The sequence below is a fragment of the Tunturiibacter lichenicola genome (assembly GCF_051013355.1).
GTDB lineage: Bacteria > Acidobacteriota > Terriglobia > Terriglobales > Acidobacteriaceae > Edaphobacter > Edaphobacter lichenicola_F.
In genome coordinates this window covers 5,350,570-5,368,350 of record NZ_CP132944.1, presented here as the reverse complement: position 1 = coordinate 5,368,350, position 17,781 = coordinate 5,350,570, and the positions used below count along the sequence as shown (strand labels likewise).

19 protein-coding genes are annotated in these 17,781 nt (G+C 54.7%); 16 read left to right on the top strand and 3 right to left on the bottom strand.

From position 1 onward, the window contains the following. Nucleotides 1–54 precede the first annotated feature (54 nt). From RBB82_RS22455 to lexA, 3 genes are all read right to left on the bottom strand, one after another. A complete protein-coding gene (locus RBB82_RS22455) occupies nt 55–909 on the bottom strand; it encodes a DUF4097 family beta strand repeat-containing protein (protein WP_433972955.1) in 855 nt (284 codons plus the stop codon). A gap of 107 nt (nt 910–1,016) precedes the next feature. Continuing rightward, the gene (locus RBB82_RS22450; RefSeq protein ID WP_433972954.1) at nt 1,017–2,225 is read right to left on the bottom strand and encodes an efflux RND transporter periplasmic adaptor subunit; all 1,209 of its coding nucleotides are present in this window, start codon (nt 2,223–2,225) and stop codon (nt 1,017–1,019) included. A 192-nt stretch (nt 2,226–2,417) separates the two neighbouring features. Next, nucleotides 2,418–3,023, bottom strand: coding sequence for a transcriptional repressor LexA (gene lexA, locus RBB82_RS22445; RefSeq protein WP_433972953.1), 606 nt, complete (start codon nt 3,021–3,023; stop codon nt 2,418–2,420). A gap of 413 nt (nt 3,024–3,436) precedes the next feature. On the opposite strand from lexA, the gene RBB82_RS22440 reads away from it, so the two are divergent. From RBB82_RS22440 to RBB82_RS22365, 16 genes are all read left to right on the top strand, one after another. After that, nucleotides 3,437–4,180, top strand: coding sequence for a response regulator transcription factor (locus tag RBB82_RS22440; protein WP_433972952.1), 744 nt, complete (start codon nt 3,437–3,439; stop codon nt 4,178–4,180). Then, nucleotides 4,173–4,433 (top strand): hypothetical protein, encoded by a 261-nt coding sequence (locus RBB82_RS22435; protein WP_433972951.1) that lies wholly within the window; start codon nt 4,173–4,175, stop codon nt 4,431–4,433. The genes RBB82_RS22440 and RBB82_RS22435 overlap by 8 nt, the downstream gene beginning before the upstream one ends. Further along, complete coding sequence (locus RBB82_RS22430; RefSeq protein WP_433972950.1) at nt 4,430–5,812, top strand: sigma-54 dependent transcriptional regulator; 1,383 nt, start codon at nt 4,430–4,432, stop codon at nt 5,810–5,812. The genes RBB82_RS22435 and RBB82_RS22430 overlap by 4 nt, the downstream gene beginning before the upstream one ends. A 102-nt stretch (nt 5,813–5,914) precedes the next feature. Next, complete coding sequence (gene flgB / locus RBB82_RS22425; RefSeq protein ID WP_433972949.1) at nt 5,915–6,283, top strand: flagellar basal body rod protein FlgB; 369 nt, start codon at nt 5,915–5,917, stop codon at nt 6,281–6,283. A gap of 3 nt (nt 6,284–6,286) precedes the next feature. After that, nucleotides 6,287–6,808: a flagellar basal body rod protein FlgC gene (gene flgC / locus RBB82_RS22420; RefSeq protein WP_433972948.1), complete on the top strand. Its 522-nt coding sequence runs from the start codon at nt 6,287–6,289 to the stop codon at nt 6,806–6,808. 48 nt (nt 6,809–6,856) lie between these two features. Next, nucleotides 6,857–7,192: a flagellar hook-basal body complex protein FliE gene (fliE, locus tag RBB82_RS22415; protein WP_433972947.1), complete on the top strand. Its 336-nt coding sequence runs from the start codon at nt 6,857–6,859 to the stop codon at nt 7,190–7,192. A gap of 30 nt (nt 7,193–7,222) precedes the next feature. Next, nucleotides 7,223–9,013, top strand: coding sequence for a flagellar basal-body MS-ring/collar protein FliF (gene fliF, locus RBB82_RS22410; RefSeq protein ID WP_433972946.1), 1,791 nt, complete (start codon nt 7,223–7,225; stop codon nt 9,011–9,013). Further along, nucleotides 9,013–10,101: a flagellar motor switch protein FliG gene (fliG, locus tag RBB82_RS22405; RefSeq protein WP_433972945.1), complete on the top strand. Its 1,089-nt coding sequence runs from the start codon at nt 9,013–9,015 to the stop codon at nt 10,099–10,101. The genes fliF and fliG overlap by 1 nt, the downstream gene beginning before the upstream one ends. After that, nucleotides 10,082–10,831: a FliH/SctL family protein gene (locus tag RBB82_RS22400; RefSeq protein WP_433972944.1), complete on the top strand. Its 750-nt coding sequence runs from the start codon at nt 10,082–10,084 to the stop codon at nt 10,829–10,831. The genes fliG and RBB82_RS22400 overlap by 20 nt, the downstream gene beginning before the upstream one ends. Beyond that, a complete protein-coding gene (locus RBB82_RS22395; protein WP_433972943.1) occupies nt 10,828–12,168 on the top strand; it encodes a FliI/YscN family ATPase in 1,341 nt (446 codons plus the stop codon). The genes RBB82_RS22400 and RBB82_RS22395 overlap by 4 nt, the downstream gene beginning before the upstream one ends. A gap of 2 nt (nt 12,169–12,170) precedes the next feature. Next, on the top strand, nt 12,171–12,641 hold the full coding sequence (locus tag RBB82_RS22390; protein ID WP_433972942.1) for a hypothetical protein: 471 nt from the start codon (nt 12,171–12,173) through the stop codon (nt 12,639–12,641). Nucleotides 12,642–12,717: 76 nt separating this feature from the next. Continuing rightward, nucleotides 12,718–14,421 carry a hypothetical protein gene (locus RBB82_RS22385; protein WP_433972941.1) on the top strand — a complete coding sequence of 568 codons (1,704 nt, stop codon included), beginning with the start codon at nt 12,718–12,720 and terminating at the stop codon, nt 14,419–14,421. Nucleotides 14,422–14,469: 48 nt separating this feature from the next. Further along, entirely contained in the window at nt 14,470–15,069 is a 600-nt protein-coding gene (locus RBB82_RS22380) for a flagellar hook capping FlgD N-terminal domain-containing protein (RefSeq protein ID WP_433972940.1), read from the top strand. A 100-nt stretch (nt 15,070–15,169) separates the two neighbouring features. After that, nucleotides 15,170–16,606 (top strand): flagellar hook protein FlgE, encoded by a 1,437-nt coding sequence (locus RBB82_RS22375; RefSeq protein WP_433972939.1) that lies wholly within the window; start codon nt 15,170–15,172, stop codon nt 16,604–16,606. Between the two features lie 444 nt (nt 16,607–17,050). Next, a complete protein-coding gene (locus tag RBB82_RS22370) occupies nt 17,051–17,383 on the top strand; it encodes a flagellar basal body-associated FliL family protein (RefSeq protein WP_433972938.1) in 333 nt (110 codons plus the stop codon). 47 nt (nt 17,384–17,430) lie between these two features. Further along, nucleotides 17,431–17,769 carry a FliM/FliN family flagellar motor switch protein gene (locus tag RBB82_RS22365; RefSeq protein WP_433972937.1) on the top strand — a complete coding sequence of 113 codons (339 nt, stop codon included), beginning with the start codon at nt 17,431–17,433 and terminating at the stop codon, nt 17,767–17,769. Nucleotides 17,770–17,781: the final 12 nt, after the last annotated feature.

Below are 17,781 nucleotides of genomic sequence, written 5' to 3'. Positions count from 1 at the left end.
AGAGTAATCGATGCATCGGGCGTCGTGAACATCGCCTTTTCTCTCAAAAGCCGGTTATTTGATCTGGATGTCGCCGGAGCCAGTGCCGATGCGAAGAGTGGGACCGCCGCCGTTGACAACAGCATTGACGTGATGGCGGTTGAGACTTCCCTGCATGGTCATAGGCTGGGCGACGCTGATGTTTCCGGACCCGGTGTCAGCATCAAGATTGAAGTGGGCGCTGCCTACCGCAATATGAACATTGCCGCTGCCGGTTGAGAGCTTCCAGTCGCTCGTAGGTTGGCCTTCCGCTTCGATGTCGCCCGAGCCCGTGCTAGCTTTAAGAGCACCGGCGAGCCCATGGAGCTGGATATTGCCGCTGCCCGTCTCCGCTTTGACGTCGCCAGGACCGGTTTGCTGGAGTTCGATGTTGCCTGAGCCAGTGCCGAGAGTAGTGGGCCCCTGGACGCCGTTGACGCGAACGTTCCCGGAACCACTTTGGGCTTTGACAGAAGCGCCCACGTCGTGGATTTCCACGTCGCCAGAGCCGGTGGTGGAGTTGATAGCAGAGGAGCGCGGAAGGGTGATTTCGTAGTCGATGGTGATATTGCGGTAAAGATCGTTGTTGTGATGTTCGCCGATGGTGATGTCGTTTCCATTTTGGACTATAGGTGGGTTACTGACAATCTGTTGAATGCGGCCGTCGACATCGCTGCCGCCACTCATCCATCCGTGGCTGGAGTGCACATGCGCGACAATTTGGACCTGATCTCCGGAGCCGGGATGGAGACGGATGTTGCCGGAACCCGTTGAGACAGAGACGTTGGGCGAACTGCCTGTGTTGAGAGTGCGCGTGAAGTTGCTGTCAGCTGCAAAAGCGGCGACTGCGGTCAGAGTGAGAACGGCGGAGACGAGAACTTTGATGTTCATGGGAGTTCCTTTGAGCGACTCTTGTTGCTGCGACTTGCGTACCTTCCGGCAAATTACTATTTTGGGTAGCTCGCATTGCGCACTGAATGGCGCCATCAGTCTTGCGGTTATTGCTGAAGAATGACAGTGTCCCCGGAGTTGAGGCCAGCGAGGATTTCAGTTTTTGTTCCATTGGAGATGCCGGTCTTGATGTCTATCTTGCGTCGGCCGTTCTTCTGTTTCGGATCCGGGACTTCGACTGATGCGTTGCGATCCTTGTCGTAAAGGACAGCTTGCTCAGGCACCGTCAGGATGTTCTTATGTTCTTCGAGGAGGATCTCGGCGTTCGCGGTCATATTGGCTTTGAGTTCGCCTCCGGGATTGTCAATGGAGACGCGAACCTCGAATGTAGTGACGTTGTCTTTTTCGACGCCAAGAGGGGCGATCTTGGTGACTTTACCGAGGAAGGTTTTGTCCTTGAAGGATTCAACCTTAATGCGTGCAGCCTGGCCCATATAAACCTTGCCGATATCTGATTCATCAACCTTCCCCTGGACGTATACCTGGTTGGTATCGCCGATCGTCATGACAAGAGTAGCTGTAGAGCCGAGAACGAGGATAGAACTGACGGCGTCGCCGATCTCGACGTCGCGGGACAATATAGTACCGTCCATTGGCGAAGTGACTGTTGTGTAGCCCAACTGTTCTTCAAGCTGCTTGAGGGAGGCTTGATTCTGAGCGACCTGGGCCTGAGCTTGGCGAAGCTTAGAGGCGTCGACCGTGATCTGAGATACGGCTTTGTCTCGGGTGTTAGCTGCGGAGAGATATTTCTGCTGGGCATCGTCGAGGGCCTGTTGGGAGACCACACCCTCCTTTGACATCTCCAGATTGCGATCATAGGTATGTTTGTACATCGGCAGATCGGGCGCTTCGGCGTTGACCTTGTCATATTGGATTGACGCTTCGGCGGCACGTGCGTTGGACTCGGCGGCAGCCAGCATGGCTTTTTGCGCGGCAACCTGATCGAGAATCTCCTGTTGGTCGAGTTGAGCCAGAACCTGACCTTGGTGAACGTGGGCATTGATGTCAGTGTCAAGACGAGTGACAATGCCGGAGGCCTTGGATTTGACCTCGACTTTGGTGATGGGTTGAACCTTGCCGGTGGCGACGACCGAGCGCGCGATGTCACCACGTTCGACCTTGGCTAGTTGCGAGGGTTCGAATTTGGTGGTGTTTCCGCGAGCTGCTGAAACCACACCTAGAACAACGGCTAAGACGAGTACAGTAAGGCCGGTCCAGAGCCAGATCTTTCGTTTATTTTTACGCTGCGTGGCCAAGATTGTGCCCCCATTAATAGGTGTGGATTGATCCGTCCCGAAGTGAGATTACGCGGAAAGGAGCTGCGCGGTTCCGTAAATAAAGAAATAGTTGATGTACGGGTAAAAAAATGAAGGCTACCCGCCTGATTAGACGTAGAAATAGACGAAAGCGGATGCAGGAGGAGACGAGTGGAGAGGCGAACATATGTGCTATTGATATTTGCGAAGGACGCCTAAAACCTTGCCTTGGATGCTGACGTTCGCGGCAGGAGCGTAGATGGCTGCCATCTCGGTGTTGGAAGGCTGAAGACGCACCATACTGCCCTCGCGGTAAAAGCGTTTGAGCGTTGCATCTGAACCGTCAACCAACGCGACGATAATTTCACCTTCACGTGCGGTGCGGGTGCGTTCGACCAGAACATAATCTCCAGAGACAATATGCTCATCACGCATAGAATCACCTCGGACTTCTAGCGCGAAGACTTCGCGGTTACCAATAATGTCGGAGAGGGAGATACTTTCTGCTGTTTCGATAGCCTCGACCGGCTTGCCAGCAGCGATACGACCCAGAAGCGGGACGCGTTCGAAGGTTTTTTTGCCACTGCGAGCGGGGAGTACGTCGATTGAGCGGCTGCGGTTGTGAGCGCGCAGGAGTAAGCCCTTGTGCTGCAGATTGGTGATGTGTTTATGAACAGTAGCCAGGGAGCTTAGGCCCAGGCCACTGGCTATCTCCTCGTAAGACGGAGAGTAACCGTTCTTCTGTGTGAAGCTCGAGAGGAAGTCAATGACCTCTTTTTGCCGCCGCGTAATAGCCATGCGGACGATTGTAGCGAATAAAAAGCGAATTGCAATCAGTTTTAATCATTATCCCGTTCAGCGGGATTTTCCAGAATTTTGCTGAAAACTTTCACAAACATGGTTCAGCGATTCCGCAAAAGGTTTAGTGCTGTTGAATTTTCACGTGTGCTTCAATTGGCGCCTTCTTTGGCCAGCCTCATAAAGAATTCTCTTTTTATCTTTCTGGGACGAGTATTGTTCGCTCAGTACGAACCTCGCATGGTTCAGCACTTATTCCCGTTTTGAAATTCAAGACCATAAGTATGAGAAGAAGTACTTGTCACGCTGCTCTTGATGCACCAAGGTAATTACACAGCAGTCTAGTCGTAACGTAACTAACGTTTTGATGAAGCAACATTGAACATCTTGAAGTGGCGCCTTGGGAGAATTAAATGCGAGTTCTGATTGTTGAAGATGATGCTGCGTTGGGATTATTTCTTCAAAAGGGTTTGAAGCTGGAAGGTCATGAGGTGGAGTGGGTTGGAGATGGAGAATCCGGCCTGCGGTATGCTGAGGAGCATCGCCCTGACTTGATCGTGCTTGACCTGAGCTTGCCTCGGAAGGATGGAACCGAGGTGTTGGCTGAGATGCATGGGCGGTTCGATGAGACTGCCGTGCTCGTGCTTACCGGGCGCAGCCAAGTAGAGGAGCGGGTTAAATGCCTGAACCTCGGAGCAGATGATTGCCTGCTCAAACCCTTTAGCTTTCATGAACTGACTGCACGATGCCGAGCGCTCCTGCGACGTCGCGAACAGTTCGCCGATCCGGTGCTGAGGCACGGCGACGTCGAGCTGAATCGAATGGAACGGAAGGTAACGCGAAACGGTCAGTCAATAGAGCTCACCGTAAAGGAGTTTAGCCTGCTCGAGTTCTTACTCATGCGGCGGGGCCAGTGCTGCAGCCGGAGTGAGTTGCTGCGCGACGTTTGGCAGATGTCTCCGGATGCTGGCACCAATGTAGTAGACGTCTATGTCAACTATCTTCGAAGGAAACTGGCAGTGGCGGGCGCGGACAGTGAATTAGGAGCCTCTGTGATCGAGACCGTTCGTGGCGAGGGCTATCGGATGAGTGTCGGACGTAAGACAGTGGCACGGGTTGGTGTGCGTCCAGAAAGCATGGCTTTTGCCGGTGCGTAGAATTTCGGAACAGACGACACAAGCAGATTTGGTGGAGCGCCTCGATATTGCACTGCACAGTCTTTGTCAGCCTTTGACCGTATTGCAGTGCAAGTTGGCGTTGGGGGAGATGATCGACGAGCCAAATGCCATGCAGGTAGCAATTCGTGAGGCATTGCAGGAGTGCGGCAGGTTGAATCAGAGGGTCGGTACCATACGGGCGATGTTGCAAGGGGCGAAGGCGGAGAAAGAAGAGGAGATGGTGAAGCGATGAACATTGGACGAGATGCAATGTCAGGCACAGATTCGGTTGAAGCGGCGGCGACGCGAACAGTTGTGCTCGCGAGCGCAGATTCAGGGTTAAGGCAGAGACTGCGGACATCCTTGACGGGATTGCGATGGCAGGTTCGTGAGGCTGGCGGAGGAGCTGAAGCCATGGCGCAGCTGGAGGACTCTCGGTCTGAGGCATTGCTGGTGGATAGCTGGCTGCCTGACCTTGAAGTGGGAGAATTTGCAAGCGTGATTCGGATGATGTACCCGGCGATGGAGCTGCTGAGAGTGGATGGTGGTGCGGATGGGGGAGCGCGGAGTCCTAGACGCAATGAACTGCTACACGCGCTACGTGAGGCGCAAAATCCGGTGACGGATACCGTAGCATGGGCAGCCGCTCCGATTTCGGTCCCGACTGCAGAGGGGGGTGTTGGGAACGGGGCTAGCGTACGAGTGCCTGTGCGGGCCACTGTTCCGGCTTGGAGGGATGCTGATCAGAAGGAGGTGCGGAGCCGAGATGAAGATGCCCGCTTCGATTCGGCTCGACAGGCGCTGTCAGTTTTATTGGGAAGGGATGAGGTAGTCCGTCCCGTTGCACCCCCTGAGAATCTGCTCCCGGAGATGATCGGGACAAGCGAGCCGATGCGAGAGTTGACCCGGCTGATTCGACTGGTTGCGCCGCGGTCGACGACTGTATTGATTGAAGGTGAGACAGGAACCGGTAAGGAGGTGGTTGCGCGAGCGTTGCACAGACTGAGCAGCCGGGTGAGTAAACCGTTTGCTGTCTTGAATTGTGCAGCGATTCCTGAAGCTCTTCTTGAGGCCGAACTGTTTGGACATACTCGTGGCGCGTTTACGGGAGCGGTGCAGTCGAGAACTGGTCGAATCGAAGCCGCGCATGGAGGAACGCTGTTTCTCGATGAGATTGGCGAGATGCCAATGGCACTGCAAGCAAAGATGCTTCGCTTTTTGGAGTGCGGCGAGTTGCAGAGAGTTGGCGATAACGAAACGATACGCGTGGATGTGAGGGTTATTGCTGCGACGCATCAACCGCTTGAGAAGCTCGCCACAAGCGTTGGAGCAGAACGGACCTTCAGGCTGGACCTCTATCATCGCCTAGCCGTATTTCCAGTAGAGGTTCCTGCGCTGCGGGAGAGGATGGAAGATGTGGGTTTACTTGCAGAGCACTTTTTAGAGCAGATGGGTGAGGAGATGCCACGGAAACGGTTGATGAAGCAAGCAGAGGCGAAGCTCTACGAGCACACCTGGCCAGGGAACGTACGAGAGCTTATGCATGTGCTTGAGCGCGGTGCGATCCTGGCTGGAGACAGAATGGAGATTAATGCAGAGGAGATTCGTTTTCGGCGAGCCACTCGCGGATAGATTCGTATAGAACGTAGTTAGAAGTTGATAAGAGCGCTCTCATTTGAGAGCGCTTTTGTTTGGTAGCAGGACTGCATACGTACAGGCGTGGAGGTGCAGGCTATGCAGATAAGTTCCGGGATGGACGATGCGTTGGGTAGGTATCTCGACCTGACGAGCCAACAGATGCAAATAACCGCCAGCAATATGGCTAACGTCGATACTCCTGGGTACAAGGCGCAAGGGTTCGATTTTGACCAGGAGTTTGCACGGCAGTTGAAAGACAGCGCTGGTGCAGAGGGTCTGGCAGGGTCGCAGGCGGCAGTGCAAGATGTGGATGGTTTGGTGGCGAGGCCGGACGGGAACAATGTGTCGATGGATCGTGAGGGACTGCAACTGGCTAAGGCGCAGATGCAGTTCAAGCTTGGGACACAGCTCTTGAAGGGTGATTTTTCAACTGTGATGAGTGCAATTCATATGGATTCGAAGTAGGCCATGAATATTTTTGGAGTGATGGATGTGAGTGGTTCGGCGTTGAAGGCCGAACGAGTACGGGCCGAGGTAGTGGCTTCCAATATGGCTAACGCTGAAACGACACGGACGCCGGAGGGTGGACCATATCAGCGGCACCATGTAGTGTTCGAGGCCCAAGGCGGCGGGACTTTTCAGGATTCCATGACTAATCAGATCAATAGTGGTACTGGCCAGAACTTTGGATTCAACAACGTTTTTGCTGGGGGAATGGGAACCGGGATGAGCAACGGCCTAACTGTAGCCAGCCCAACTCCTGGTGGAGTTGAGGTGACCAGTGTGATTGCCGATGCTAGTAAGCCGTTGCAGCGGTATGACCCGCAGCATCCGGATGCCGGGCCCGATGGGTTCGTGGCGTATCCGGATATCAACCCACTAACAGAGATGGTGGATCTGATGGGGGCGACACGATCCTATGGGATGAATGCCTCGGCAATTACGGCAGAGAAGGGTATGTTCAATTCTTCCCTAGATCTTTTGAAGTAAAGCGGTGCGGTATGACGTAAGAACATTCAACGACGTAGAGGAGGGGCCGTGATCGGATTGGCTGGTGTTTCGCCGGTGATGAGTGGGATCAATATTGGAGGTCTTGATGATGGCTTCCTAAGTGACGCGGGCGTTGCTGCTTCAAATGCGGGGGGCTCGGGTAGTGTTCCGTTTGCGGGAGTTTTGCAGTCGATGGTGAAGGAGACGAGCACACTGGATCAAAAGGCATCCGATGCTGTGACTGGGTTGCTGAACGGTTCGGGCGTCGAGGTGCATGACGCGCTGATCGCGTCGCAAAAAGCAAGTATGGCGTTTGAGTTGGCGTTGCAAGTGCGCAATAAAGCAGTGGGCGCATATCAGCAGATGATGGGAATGCAGTTCTAAGAACTTGGGTTCAGAGAGACGCTGGGTGAGATGGCAGATACGGAGCAGGTTAGCGAGGCGGGAATTCAAAAGACGGAGCAGACCAGCATCAATGCGGCTGATGGACCGTTAGGGAAAGCGAAGGCGATGGCGTCGGCATTTCGCGATCGGCTGATGGCGATGCCGGCTGGAAAGCGCACATGGTTGATGGCGTCGGCAGTTTTTGTAGCTGCTGTGTGCACTGCGATGCTCTGGTTTGCTGGACGGCCTGATTGGCGCGTGCTGTTTAGTGGACTTGACGGAAAGGATGTGCAACAGGTCTCGCAGGAGCTTGCTACAGCCGGTATTCCATACCAGACGACAGCCGATGGCGCGGGACTGCAGGTTCCGGCAGACATGTTGGATAAAGCTCGAATGGAGGTCGCTGCAAAAGGAATGCCTCAAACAGGTCGATTGGGATTTGAGCTGTTTGACAAGCCAAACTGGGTAGGCAGTGAATTTGATGAGCGCGTCAACTATCAGCGGGCTTTGGAGGGAGAACTCGAGCACACGATTGGAACGCTGGGCGTGGTGAAATCGGCTCGAGTCCATCTGGTATTGCCACAGCCATCGCTGTTTGCGGCGGAGGAGAAGACTGCAAAGGCCTCGGTGGTGCTAAAGCTGAAGAGATCATCCATCGACCCAGAGCAAGGCGACGCGATTCGCAGTTTGGTCGCGGGATCGGTCGAGAACTTGAGCGTCGACCAGGTAACCCTGGTAGACGCGGATGGGAGGGTGAACTTCAAGCAGCGTTCAAGCAATGCTGCGGAAGCTGATGCAGAGGAGGCGATGGCGACGAAGCTGGTAGCTATGCTGGAACCGCTAGCCGGGCGTGACAATGTGCGGGCTACAGTAAATGTGAGCTATGACGAGGGCAGTGAAGAACGGACTGATGAAGTCTATGACCCGACTGAAGTAGCAACGCTGAGTATGCAAAAAAGTGAACAGGTGTCGGCAGGGCGCGGGGTGCCATCTGGGGTTCCAGGGACGGCAAGTAATTCGCCGGGAGCTGCTCCAGAGGGTGCTGTAGCGGGTTCGCAGGCTGCTGCTGCACCAGGGACTCCACCGTTGTTGCAAAAACAGGCCTTGCCAGTGTATCCCCAGCAAGGCACTGGATTGGGACAGAGCATGCATCAGGAAAATGGGACTTACGGAGTTACAAAACACCTGGTCCATGAGGAACAAGGACCAGGACGGGTGCGACGCGTCTCGGCTGCGGTAGTCGTGAATGACCGTAGCGTGACTGAGGGCACTGGTAAGTTCGAGCATGTCGTATGGAAGCCGCGAAGTGCAGAGGAGATGCATAGGCTTGAGGAACTTGCGCAGGCAGCGGTAGGCTACGATTCGCGTCGCGGTGATCAGGTCGTGATGCAGAACGTGAGTTTCAGCACAAACACCCCCGAAGTGAAAGCCCCAACGATGGATCGGTTGATGGAGCAGATACTAGGGCTCCTGCACACACAGCCGGGCTTGATGCGCACAGCGGTAATTGGAATCTGTGGCGTGCTACTTGTGCTGTTCGTGTTGCGGCCAGTGGCGCGTGAGGTGACAGCGACACTGCGTGAGCCGATGTTATTGGAATCCAGGACGCCTCATGTTGAGGTTCTTGCTCCCGGTGACGAACAGCTGTTCCCGTCGGAGAGCGAACCTGGCAGTGACGCGCTCCTCACAAGGTCGAAGAACAAGACCTACCAGCTGCAGCAAGGAATCTTTGATCAGGTGTCCGAACACATTCGACGGGAGCCTGCCCAGAGTACTCGTTTGATCGAAGCATGGATTGGGACGTCTGAGGAGAAGGTGTAATGGGTGCATCAGTGCAGTTTTCGGAAGCAGAGTCGATACGGCAGAATCCGTTCTTGTTGCCGTCGGAGGCAGGGTTTGTGCCAGCAGATATTCCAGGGCTGCGAAAAGCCGCGATCCTGATGGTAGCGATAGGAGATGAACTGGCGAAGAAGCTATTTCAAAGCTTATCGGAGAATGATGTGCGGCGGGTGACGGAAGAAATTACACGGCTCGGAGATGTTCCGGCATCGCAGCTGACACAGGTGCTGACCGAGTTTTACGGGCTACTGGAGACCCAGCAGTACATGGTACGCGGGGGGCCGGAGTACGCGCTGAAGTTACTTACCGAGGCCTTTGGTGCTTCGCGGGCTGAGGAGCTTTTGCTGCAGGTGAAGAGAATCCGCGAACGCACAAATGGTGACATGGCGATGCTTCAGAACATGGATGCCCAACATTTGAGCAAGTTTCTGGAGAATGAACACTCTCAAACCGTAGCACTTGTTCTAGCACATCTCGATGCAAAGCGTGCTTCAACGGTGCTGATGAACCTGCAGGGAGCGATGCGAGTCGATGTGGTGCGGCGATTGGCTGAGATGCGACAGTTTTCACCCGAGATGGCACAGACTGTGGCAATGACGCTCCATAAACGGATGGAGAAGATGGGTTCTAGCGGAAGAAAATCATACTCGGGCTTCAGGGCGGTGGCCGAGTTGCTGAATCGTCTGGACCAGGGCGATAGCCGTGGAATTCTTGAGGAGATTGAACAAAGCGAACCCAAGGTCGCGATCGGAATACGAGAGCTGATGTTCGTGTTCGAAGATCTGTTGACCGTACCTGCGGAGAGCATTCGCGAGTTTGTTAGCGCGGCCGACAAAAAGGTGCTAGCGATGGCGTTGAAGGGGGGCAAGGACAACGTGAAGGCTCACCTCTTCAAAGCGATGAGTTCGCGCGCGGTCGAGATGCTAAAGGAGGATATGGAGGTGATGGGGCCGGTACGGATGCGGGATGTGGGTGCGGCACAGCAAGAGCTATTGGCGTTGGCACGGCAGCTTGAGAGCGAAGGAAAAATGATTTTGAAGATGGAGGTCGATGATGATCTCGCAATTTGAGAATGCGGAGGCTGTTACTACCGATCTTAGTGATGCGAGCCAGACACCCGCACGGCTGATGGTAGTGGATGTAAGGGACGTATCGAAGTTAGAGTTTTATCCGCTGAATCAGCCAGAAAATGTAGATGGTAATGCCAAGTTGGATAGTGAATCAAGAAACCCGGAGTTGCTGTTAAAAGAGGAACTGGCGACACTCGAGGAGAGGTTCCGGTCGCAGACGGAACAAACTTCTTCGCGAGTAGAGATGGAGCGCAGTGAGGCTAAGGCTGAGGCCCGTCGCGAGTGGGAATCGGAGTTAGAGGAGAGAATCGCCAAAGAGCGAGCACTCGTTTTGAAGATCGGCGAGGAGTTCCATGACCAGCGTTCGCAGTATTTTGCAGAAGTCGAGGGTGAGGTTGTGAAACTGGCCTTGGCGGTCGCGAAACGTGTGTTGCATCGTGAGGCGCAGCTTGACCCACTGTTGCTCACCGGCGTGGTGAGGGTAGCACTGGAAAAGCTTGCGGAGGACAGCACAGCGGTGTTGCGAGTACCTACAAGCGAATTGCAGACCTGGCGCCAAGTGTTTGTGGAGAATCACGGCCCCTCGCTCGAGTTGCTGGCAGATGAAAGGTTAGGCTCGGGCGAGTGCGTGCTAGACACAAATGTCGGCAAGATTGAGCTAGGTGTGAGTGCACAGCTGGAGGAGATTGAACGCGGGTTCTTTGATTTAATGCAACGGAGGCCGGCATGAAGGGTGAGGCTAGGGAAGAGACTGTGACGGCTGAAAGTAGCCTCGCTCCTTACATGGCGCAGCTGACGAACCGCCCCGCGTGGCGCTGGAGCGGACGCGTTGTAGAGGCCAATGGACAAACGGTGGAGGCTGAGGGCCCGGTGTGTTCGGTTGGGGAATGTTGCGAGATCGTAGACAGTGAAGGACTCAGGCACTTAGCCGAGGTGATTGGGTTTCGTGGCAGGCGTTTGCTGGCAATGCCGCTGAAAGAGACTCAAGGGATCCGTTATGGCGATGCCGTGCTGGCAATGGGTGTGAGACCAAGGATCGCCGTCTGTAAGGAGATGGAAGGAAGGATTCTTGATGCTTTGGGTGCACCGCTCGATGGCCTGCCTGCGCCGCGAGTGGGGCAAATGTGGTCGCTCGATGGGACGGTCCCAGATCCAATGCAACGCGAGCCGATCAGAGAGCCATTGCAGACGGGACTTCGTGTGTTGGATGCGCTGCTCACGGTGGGGCGTGGGCAGCGAGTGGGCATCTTCGGTGGCTCGGGCGTCGGCAAGAGTACTTTGATTGGGATGATGACACGTAACACGGCGGCAGATCTGACTGTAGTGGGACTTGTCGGAGAACGTGGACGTGAGGTGAGAGAGTTTGTTGAGGATTCTCTAGGCGAAGAGGGCCGCAAACGGTCGGTTGTGTTGGTGTCCACGTCTGACCAGAGCCCATTGCTGAGGATGCAGGCGGCAGCAGCAGCGACATCGGTTGCTGAATTTTACGCGGCTCAAGGGAAGCATGTTTTATTGGTTCTGGATTCGTTGACTCGATACGCGATGGCGGCACGAGAGCTTGGATTAGCTGCGGGTGAGCCTCCTGCGAGCAAAGGGTATACGCCGTCAGTCTTTTCCCGGTTGGCAAAGCTGGTAGAGCGGGCAGGTAACTTTCACAACGGGAGCATTACAGCGTTCTATACCGTGCTGATGGAAGGCGATGATCAGCAGGATCCCATCGTAGATGCTGTGCGGTCACTGCTGGATGGGCATGTGGTCCTGTCGCGTGCGATGGCTTCCGGCGGATGGTATCCGCCGGTGAATGTACTCGATTCGCTGAGCCGGTTGATGCCTGCGGTTATTCAACCCGAACATCGCGTACAGGCGATGACGGTGCGAAGATTGTTGGCTGCTCATGCGCGATCGGAGGACCTGATTCGCATCGGCGCATATAAGGCCGGGACTGATGAAGACGTGGATCGCGCGATGGGAGCGATGCCTTTGCTGCGTGAGTTCCTTCAACAGGGCAGCGACGAGCACCCGACGATGCATGAAAGTGTTGCACGGCTGAATGCGTTGGAGTTATAGCGATGCGACAACGACTCAATATGTTGCGGCGGCTGGTGGGTTTGTATGAGGCGGTCGAAGGAATGCATTCGGCTGAACTGCAACGGACGACGGCAGAGGTTCGAGAGGCCGAGCTGGTGATTGTTGCAGTTCAGCATATTGCGGAGTCAGTTCGGATCGATGGGCGTAAAGCGTTGGCGATCGGGGATGGTGTTGGGTGGATGATCTCCGAGACCCAACAGGAGACCACGTGGTGGCGACGGCAGCGTCTGGAACTGGTTCGTCAGGAGCGCGAGCAGTCAGATGACGCTGCCAGGCAACTTTATATGGCAAGTCGTTTGAAGAGAGAGCAGATGCAACATGTGTTCGATGAGATTGCCTCACGGATAAAAATCGAAGAAGGGCGACAGACACAGGCTGCTTCCGATGATCGGTTTCTGGCGCGACGTCGCTGGAAAGATGCGAAGGAGAAGACACGTGACGACGGGAGATGAAAACCTCCTAATGGATTTTATTGAGAATTTGGACTGCGTCGTGCAAACAGACTCACTGCTGGAGATGCGAGGAACAATGATGATAAGCACGGCAATACTGATGGAGATCGGAGCGGATCAGACCAGCGTGCGTCCAGCTAGCACCGATCGAGAGGCGGCAGATGGTGCTTCCTTCGCAAAGAGTCTCGATGAGCGTTTAGGCGGCACTGTCAAAATATCTCAGGATGAACATTCGGGGCATGTGTCAACTGTATTGCAAAGCTCGAAGGAGGAGACACTTGCGAAAACTGCGAATAAGGCCTTTGCTGTGTTGTCTGAAGTTAAGGGAAAGGCGATTGCATCAGGAGTGGGGCTAGAACACGCCGATACGGCAGGAGAACCGGCCAGCGGGAAAATCGTCCCCCAGCACAAAGCGCCAGTACTAAGGTCTCATGCTAAGAATATGTCTGAGGATTCTGAGATAGAGGACGTTCAGTCTTCCGTAGATGCGGAGCCGATGCCTGAAGGCAGCTCAGTACCTCAAAATGAGAAAGAATCTAGTTTCAAGAACGATGCTTTCTTGTCACGGGTGAATGCTGAGGATCGACTGGTATCACCACGTGGAGAGATTCTGGTTCAGACGGAAGCGACGAAGACCGCTTCAACATCGGAGACTCTTTCAACCGAGAAAAATGCAAAAAGTTCGCCAGGCAAAGTGGCGCCACTGCTCATGCAAAGCGTCGCGGTCGCACCGCATCCGGTTGCAGTAACGGCTGGACCTGCTGCAACTACAGTGGTGCAAGGTTCAGATCACTTCAGTATGAAGCATACGATTGAGGCTCCCATAACGCCAGCTGTTGCCGCGAGTACCGTACCCAAAGCTGAACCAAGCAGCACACCAGACGGAAACTCCGGTGGTGTTTCCCTGGTGGGGAAGGGCTTTCTTGCGGAGATAATTCCGACGAAGGATAACTTGGTTCAAAAAGATATCTCTGGAAAAGTCTCGCCCGGAGCCGACGTCGAGACTGTTTCTCCTGCTGTGATCGACGCGTCGGAATCTGCGAAGCGTGGTGTTGGAGTGGAGAAGTTGCTGCCGACAGGGACGCCTGCTAATGGTGGCAGCGACTGGCGGCTGGAAAATATGTCGGGCTTTGCTGTAACCGCGGCCCATGCGATGGCGGGTAACGGGGCAGTCGGATCCGAGATGGTGGTCCCTGGGCATGTGTCAGCTGATGCGGCTGTGATGAAGTTGGGGGTGCCTGGTGAGACTGGCGGCCATGTTGCAGACTCCCAGATGGGAGAGCAGGGCAGTTCTGGCAGCGTTGGTGGTTCACACGACAATCTGCCACAGATGTTGATCGCCACGCCAACAGCCCTCGAGGTGGGCATTCAGAACGGAACACACGGTTGGTTAAAGGTCCGTGCGGAGATGACCGACAATGGCGCCGTAAATGCGTCGGTGTCTGCGTCGTCCACGACCGGAGAGGAGATGTTACATCGCGAGCTACCTTCATTGACGGCCTATTTGCAGGCGGAGAAGGTAACGGTGAATACGGTAGTTGTTCATGCGACAGCGATCGAGTCGCGCGGATCCGCAGCGGGTACGGACAGTGGAAGCAGTGGACAGACGCAATATGGAGGTGATGACGGAAGAAGGGATCATAAAGGCGTCACTGAAACGTTCTTGGATGGAGCTGACGAAGTCGCGAGTCATGAGAATTTAAATGTATTTGATGAGAATGGAGCGTTACCGCTCGCGACATATGTGGGCGGAGGAAGCTGGCTAAGCATTCGGGCTTGAGGCAGCCAGAGATGGACTTTAGAGGCAAATGAAAGAGGAGATCGAACGATGGATTTATCACAACTCAATTCAATAGGAGCGTCAGGAACGTCAGCGGCAAGATCGGTTGCGTCTGCACTAACTCCACGACGTGCGGCCGCACAAGGTACACAAGCAGCGCCGAAGACTTCAACCCCATCGACCAATGGTACGTCAAACACTAGCACCACCGGTGCGGCCAGTTCCGCGAGCGACTCGACGGACATTACGGCGAACGACTTTCTTACCTTGCTGGTGAGTGAGTTGAAAAACCAGGATCCAACGCAGCCGACAGATCCAAACCAGTACATTACGCAATTGACCCAGGTAAACAGCCTCCAGCAGTTGATTCAGCTGAATCAGACCACGCAGCTGGGAGCTGGAGATCAAGTCGCGTTGCTGAATGACATTGACCTCACAGTCAACCCCGGTTCCACGGTTGCATCGGCGCCCACGTCTTCTGGATCGGGGTCCGGATCTGGCTCTGGGTCGAGTTCTGCTCCAACCGGCTCTGGATCGAATGCGGATGCTGTGGCGAAAGCGAAGGAGGCAGCGGCTGTAAACCCGTTATCAAGCGCGCAGTCCACCGCGAATCAGAATGCTATGTGGGGTGGCTCCGCGTCGAATTAGCCGACGGCTAACCCTTACTTCGAAGACCGCCGGCTTGAGTCGACTTATCGGTGGACGTCAACAAAGGAATTGTAACTAGGAAAGACCAAGGAGAACGACGATGGGAAATTTTTCGATAGCACTGTCGGGACTGGATGCCGATTCTACCGCGTTGAACACGATTGGCAATAATCTGGCAAACCTCAACACTACCGCGTACAAAGGCCAGAACACGTCCTTTGAAGATTTGTTCTACCAGCAGATCGGACAGTCCGGATCGGGCGATCCAATTCAGGCGGGGTCAGGAACGAAGGTTGGAGCGACGACTACTGACTTCAGTGAGGGAACGCTTCTGCCGGATGCCAATGGGAATTCAAGCGATATGGCTCTGGATGGTAATGGCTTTTTTCTGGTGGAGCAGAACGGTCAGCAGTCCTTGACCAGGGCGGGTAACTTCACCGTGGCCAACAACGGAAGTTTGACTACGCAGGACGGTCAGTTCGTGCTGGGCTACCCAGCGACAGCCGGCGTGGTGAACACGAACACTAATCCGCAGCCGATCACGCTTCCGGTGGGCGCTACCGAAGGTGCTCAAGCAACGCAGAATATTTCGGTGACTGCAAACCTGAACTCGGGAGCTACAATAGGCACAACCTTTACGACGCCGGTGAAGCTCTTTGATTCGCTTGGTCAGAGCCATCAGGCAACAATTACCTATGACAAGACCGGTACGAACACATGGAGCTACGCTGTGGCACTGCCCGCTGGCGATGCCGCCGGATCCGCGAATGCCACTGGCACTCTAAGCTTTGATACATCCGGCAATCTCATTCCGCCGACGGCGCCGACCTGGCCAACTTCTACTGCGGTTACGGTCGGAAGTACTGTCGTTGATTCGAACGGCAATGTGGAGAAGGTGACCTCTATCTCAGGTACCGGCACTACCGGAGGTGCAGCTCCGGTTTGGGGCACAATACCAGGGTCAACTACTACCGATAACGGAGGAGCCAATCAGGTTGTCTGGACAAACCTTGGTCCGGCGAGTACAGTTCCTGGTCCGATTTCGTTTACGGGGTTAGCGGATGGAGCCAGCAATCTCAGCTTCAACTGGAACCTGAATGGTGGCGGGACAAGCTCGCTGATTAGCCAGTTGGCCTCTGCGAATAGCAATGGAGCACAAACTAATGATGGCTTTCCGAGCGGGAACTATACGGGATTCATCGTGGACCCTAGCGGAGTGATTCAAGCACAGTTCAGCAACGGCAATACTCAAACGATAGCCCAAGTTGCGGTGGCGAATGTTGCCAACGTACAGGGATTGGTTTCGGTAGGAGGAAATAACTTTCAGACGACCGGCGCCTCGGGGCAGGCGGTTGCCGGCGTGGCCGGTACTGGAGGTCGAGGTATTGTGGACGATAGCGCGCTGGAGCAGTCGAATGTCAATATTTCGACAGAGTTTTCCAATCTCATCGTTGCGCAGAGAGCGTTCGAAGCGAACTCGAAGACGGTGACGACCTTCGACACGATCTCGCAGGATGTAATTGGAATGATTCGGTAGTGTGTTTGAACTGGCAGGGCGGCTTGACGGGTATGGGATCAGTGGATCGATCCCACCGGTTGGCCGCCCCATTTGCTTTGCGAGCCCCCGCGCGATGAGGCAACGGCTAGCGGCAGCTCCTTCGGCTGTCGATCCTGAAGATTCACTAATATTCGGAGATGGCGTCTTGGCCCCCCGCTTGCATTCTCTTATGCCATTATGGCTACTTCTCCTACAATTCTCGCTGGTACTTCTGCTGCGGCCCCTCCTAGCGTCTCTTCTGCTCCTCCTCCCGATGCCGCCAAGTTTCCTATCGTCCCTTTATTCATTGCCATAGTCGTCGGTGTGCTGATTTCCACCCTGGGAATTGGCACCGCCGCATACTGCCTTGCGCGGACAGGTCGATTGACACTTCAGGGAGGTGCGCACAAGACGGAGGCAGTTGGGCCCCGTGCAACCCATGCTATGGCACTTGAACCCGTCTTAGTGAATCTGGCGGATCCTGGAGGCAGCTCCTACTTGCGCGTGGCCTTAACGTTGCGTGTAGCTGATGTTGAAGAAGGAAAGGACGCCAAAGCGAAAGAAGAAAAACTCAAGGAAGACAAGGCCGCGAGTGATGCTGTGGCCTCTGTGCGCGATATCACGCTAATGGTGCTTGGCCGCCAGACTGCAGACGGTTTGCTCGCTGCTGATGGTAAAGAACATTTGAAGGCGGACTTAAAAAAGGCATTTGCTGAACATAACGCTGATTTGAAGGTGATGGATGTGTTCTTCACTGATTTTCTAGTGCAACGCTAACATGCGGGTCTGACTCGTTCATGGAATGAGCAGGGAATTGAGGCACTATGACGGGGACTGAGTTGGAGACGCTCAGCGGAGACGGTAGAAAAGCAACGGGCTTGGATGTGGGAAAAATAACTCCAGTTTTGCCTTGGATGCCGCGCATCGAGGAGCATCCAGCTTGGGAGAGGTTGGCGCAGTTGCGAGTGACGCTAAGAGTAGGAGTGAGGCTGAATCACTTCAAAGTGCGGCACCTGCTTTCGCTGAAAGAAGGCCAGGTGATTGAGAGCCTCTCGCCAGATACAGAGGATGTGCCCTTGATGATTGGCCAGATTCAGGTTGGATGGAGCGAGTTTGAGATTTTAGAACAGCGAATGGCATTCCGATTGACTAGGTTGGGGTAGAAGCTCGCTTAT

Coding starts and splice junctions, on each gene's coding strand:
- RBB82_RS22455 (WP_433972955.1), bottom strand. CDS start 909: ATGAACATCAAAGTTCTCGTCTCCGCCGTTCTCACTCTGACCGCAGTC.
- lexA (WP_433972953.1), bottom strand. CDS start 3,023: ATGGCTATTACGCGGCGGCAAAAAGAGGTCATTGACTTCCTCTCGAGC.
- RBB82_RS22440 (WP_433972952.1), top strand. CDS start 3,437: ATGCGAGTTCTGATTGTTGAAGATGATGCTGCGTTGGGATTATTTCTT.
- RBB82_RS22430 (WP_433972950.1), top strand. CDS start 4,430: ATGAACATTGGACGAGATGCAATGTCAGGCACAGATTCGGTTGAAGCG.
- flgB (WP_433972949.1), top strand. CDS start 5,915: ATGCAGATAAGTTCCGGGATGGACGATGCGTTGGGTAGGTATCTCGAC.
- flgC (WP_433972948.1), top strand. CDS start 6,287: ATGAATATTTTTGGAGTGATGGATGTGAGTGGTTCGGCGTTGAAGGCC.
- fliF (WP_433972946.1), top strand. CDS start 7,223: ATGGCAGATACGGAGCAGGTTAGCGAGGCGGGAATTCAAAAGACGGAG.
- fliG (WP_433972945.1), top strand. CDS start 9,013: ATGGGTGCATCAGTGCAGTTTTCGGAAGCAGAGTCGATACGGCAGAAT.
- RBB82_RS22400 (WP_433972944.1), top strand. CDS start 10,082: ATGATGATCTCGCAATTTGAGAATGCGGAGGCTGTTACTACCGATCTT.
- RBB82_RS22395 (WP_433972943.1), top strand. CDS start 10,828: ATGAAGGGTGAGGCTAGGGAAGAGACTGTGACGGCTGAAAGTAGCCTC.
- RBB82_RS22390 (WP_433972942.1), top strand. CDS start 12,171: ATGCGACAACGACTCAATATGTTGCGGCGGCTGGTGGGTTTGTATGAG.
- RBB82_RS22385 (WP_433972941.1), top strand. CDS start 12,718: ATGATGATAAGCACGGCAATACTGATGGAGATCGGAGCGGATCAGACC.
- RBB82_RS22380 (WP_433972940.1), top strand. CDS start 14,470: ATGGATTTATCACAACTCAATTCAATAGGAGCGTCAGGAACGTCAGCG.
- RBB82_RS22375 (WP_433972939.1), top strand. CDS start 15,170: ATGGGAAATTTTTCGATAGCACTGTCGGGACTGGATGCCGATTCTACC.
- RBB82_RS22370 (WP_433972938.1), top strand. CDS start 17,051: ATGGCACTTGAACCCGTCTTAGTGAATCTGGCGGATCCTGGAGGCAGC.
- RBB82_RS22365 (WP_433972937.1), top strand. CDS start 17,431: ATGACGGGGACTGAGTTGGAGACGCTCAGCGGAGACGGTAGAAAAGCA.